Annotated in this window: 3 protein-coding genes and 1 pseudogene; all 4 read left to right on the forward strand. The window is 58.0% G+C overall.

Annotated features, from left to right (window positions below; translation table 11 throughout):
• Positions 1-240 (forward strand): annotated as a pseudogene (locus DUT91_RS26465) (hypothetical protein); the annotation flags it as partial.
• The gene (gene tnpB, locus DUT91_RS24735; RefSeq protein WP_014528045.1) at positions 237-584 is read left to right on the forward strand and encodes an IS66 family insertion sequence element accessory protein TnpB; all 348 of its coding nucleotides are present in this window, start codon (positions 237-239) and stop codon (positions 582-584) included. The pseudogene DUT91_RS26465 and the gene tnpB, both read left to right, overlap by 4 nt.
• Before the next feature lie 71 nt (positions 585-655).
• A complete protein-coding gene (gene tnpC, locus DUT91_RS24740; RefSeq protein WP_114443029.1) occupies positions 656-2,221 on the forward strand; it encodes an IS66 family transposase in 1,566 nt (521 codons plus the stop codon).
• Complete coding sequence (locus DUT91_RS27075; RefSeq protein ID WP_014528044.1) at positions 2,221-2,526, forward strand: hypothetical protein; 306 nt, start codon at positions 2,221-2,223, stop codon at positions 2,524-2,526. The genes tnpC and DUT91_RS27075 overlap by 1 nt, the downstream gene beginning before the upstream one ends.
• Positions 2,527-2,571: the final 45 nt, after the last annotated feature.

Raw genomic sequence — 2,571 nt, forward strand, 5'->3', positions numbered from 1 at the left:
TACGCCTGGCGAAAGAAGTTCTCGCCGCCCAAATTGGAATCTCCAGAGACCGCATCGTTCGTCCCGGTTTCGCTTATCGGGCCGTCGGAGAACCCCAGCGACGGTTCCAAGAGGAGCGGTGTCCGGTCGAGGTGCAAAGACGTTGAAATCGTCCTGAGGAATGGCCGCTTGCTGAGAATTGCAGCGGACATGGATCTCGAGGTGCTATCGTCGCTGGTCGCTTGTGTGGAGGCGGCATGATCGGGCCTTCTGGAAATGTGCGGGTCTTTCTGGCCTGCGGGGTGACCGACATGCGGCGTGGCATTGATGGACTGTCGGCATTGGTCGAAACGGTCATAAAGGAAGCGCCGGGGTCTGGCGCAATCTTCGGCTTCCGCGGAAAACGCGCGGATCGGATTAAGCTCCTATGGTGGGATGGCCAGGGGTTTTGCCTATTTTACAAGATTCTCGAGCGCGGATACTTTCCCTGGCCGACGGCGAAAGAAGGAGTTGCGCATCTGACGCAGGCTCAGCTTTCGATGCTTGTCGAAGGGATTGATTGGCGTCGACCGGCGTGGACTTCCGCTCCAGCTCGGACCGGCTAAGAGCTTTATTTTGCTTGAAAATCTGGGCAAAATGCTGGCGCGTCAGGCGCAAATCGGCTAGGTTTGCGGTCATGGAAACGACGCCGCTGGACAGTCTTGACGAAGTATCTGCATTGCGCGCGCTCGTCGCTGAACAGGCGGCGAAACTTGAGAGCCAAGAAGCCGAAGTGAGCAAGCGCGACTCCATTATCGGTCTTCTACGCGCACAGTTGGAACTGCTCCGCCATCGGCAGCACGGTCCTTCCTCTGAAAAGATCGACCGGAAGATCGAGCAATTTGAACTGATGCTGGAGGAGATCGAGGCCTCCCGTGCCGAGGCTGAGATGCGTTCTGGCAAGAACCCTTTACCGGAGCTGGACGACGCATTCGAGAAGCCGAAGCGCAAACCGTTGCCCGATGGTCTTCCAACCGAAGAGCGGGTCTATGCAGCGCCCTGCAATTGTCCGACGTGTGGTGGCGCATCGTTCCTGAAGGCCGCCGACAAGGTCGTTCAGGTGATGGAGCACGTGCCGGCGTCCGTAAAGGTTGTCCGCCATGTCGAGAAGCGCATGATCTGCAGGGACTGCGATACGACGGTATCCGGCGAAATGCCTATCTTGCCGATCGAGCGAGGCAAGCCCGGACCGGGCTTGCTCGCGCATATCATGGTCGCCAAGTTCGACGATCACATTCCGCTCTATCGTCTATCCGAGATGTACGACCGGCTGGGAATAGACATCTCCCGCTCCGTCATGGCGGACTGGGTGGGCCGTGTGTCCGTTCTGCTTGCGCCGCTCATCTTGCTGATTAGAGCGCATATCGCAGCGGTCGACCGAATACATACGGATGATACCCCGGTCGATGTTCTCGACCCAGGGCGAGGAAGGACCAAAACCGGCAGGGTCTGGGTCTACGTCTTCGATGGTAGCGGCTACAAAGATACCACTCCCGGAGCCATTGCCTACTACTATAGCCCCGACCGCAAGGGCGCGCATCCGGCCGACCATCTCGCAAACTTCAGCGGTGTGATGCATGCCGATGGCTATGGTGGTTACAAGAAGCTCTACGGCAACCAGATCGTCGAGGCCGCCTGCATGGCGCATGTGCGCCGCAAGTTCCATGATGTGATCAAGCTGAAGCCATCCCCGATCGCCGACGAAGCGCTGTCGCGCATCGGTGCGCTCTACGATATTGAGGATCGTATCCGCGGGATGTCGGCTGACCAGCGGCGTACACTGCGCCAGCAACATGCCAGGCCCATTCTGGCGGATCTCAAGAGCTGGATAGAAGAGATGCTTTCGACGCTGCCACAAAAGCAGAAGCTGGCCGAGGCAATGCGATATGCCCTCTCGCGATGGGCAGCATTGAGCGTTTACATCGACGATGGCCGTGTCGAAATCGATAACAACATAGCTGAACGAGCCATGCGTCCGCTTGGAATCGGAAGAAAAAACTGGCTCTTCGCCGGGTCAGACAAGGGCGGTGAGCGCATCGCCAATATCCTGACCATCATCGAGACCGCCAAACTCCATGGCCACAATCCGGAGGCCTATCTCACAGACGTCCTGACCCGGATCCAGAGCCATTCAAAGGATCGGCTCCAGGAATTGCTGCCGTGGCAGTGGGCGCCGGCGAAAGACCGATACGAGGCTGCGTGATGGCACGGTCGAGGTTCATCTACACGCTCAAAGAAGTCGCCGTCATGATCGGGGAGAATCTCGAATTAATCGAGGAGGTGACGGCCAACTCGGACAATATCGCCGAAGGCGAATTGGTTTATGTCCGCGATGGCAGTGAAGATGGCACCAAAGGCCTGACCGAAAATGGAATTGACGACCTTCGAGATCTCCTGGCCGACATACGAACGTGGGATGGTGGAATCCGCCAGTTCCTCGTCGATGAACAATGCGACCTCGAGATGATCGAGCGCGTCATGGCAGATGAGGTGAAGCGCGTCCTATAGCTTCGGCGGCTCGACCAAGCGGAAATGCTTTCGCCGGACGCTCAC

The organism is Paramesorhizobium salinisoli, assembly GCF_003335045.1.
In the GTDB taxonomy this organism is placed as follows: domain Bacteria; phylum Pseudomonadota; class Alphaproteobacteria; order Rhizobiales; family Rhizobiaceae; genus Paramesorhizobium; species Paramesorhizobium salinisoli.